Origin of the sequence: Cupriavidus sp. SIMBA_020, from assembly GCF_046535395.1 — a bacterium.
Classification (GTDB): domain Bacteria; phylum Pseudomonadota; class Gammaproteobacteria; order Burkholderiales; family Burkholderiaceae; genus Cupriavidus; species Cupriavidus campinensis.
The window spans coordinates 1-385 of record NZ_JAWRWU010000123.1 but is presented as its reverse complement, the minus strand read 5'-3'; the positions used below and the strand labels follow the sequence as shown (position 1 = coordinate 385).

Genomic DNA, 385 nt, shown 5'->3' with positions numbered 1-385 from the left:
TTCCGCGCCCGCCGTTGATCTGCGAGAATGAGGCGTGAACCGGGTACTCCCTCTCCGGCCCACCCTCTCCGCCGTCCCATGCGCTCCAACCGTTCCCTGCCCGCCCTGGTCTCGCTGCGCGCCTTCGAGGCGGCCGCCCGGCGCCTGAGCTTCAGCCTGGCGGGCGAAGAACTGTTCGTCACGCAAAGCGCCATCAGCCACCACATCCAACGGCTGGAGGCGGAACTGGGCGTGACGCTGTTCGAGCGTCGCACCCGCGCCGTGGCCCTCACGCCGGCGGGACAGGCCTATTACGAGCGGGTCCACGCGGCGTTCGAACTGCTGCGCCAAGGCACCGACGAAGCGCGCGCGCCCGCCGCCGCCCGCCACACGCTCAAGGTCGGGC

At 71.4% G+C, this 385-nt stretch carries 1 protein-coding gene; it reads left to right on the top strand.

Features of this window, described 5'->3' with window-relative positions; genetic code table 11:
* Positions 1-78 precede the first annotated feature (78 nt).
* The coding region (locus SB751_RS28445; RefSeq protein ID WP_410748843.1) for a LysR family transcriptional regulator at positions 79-385 on the top strand (307 nt) is incomplete at its 3' end.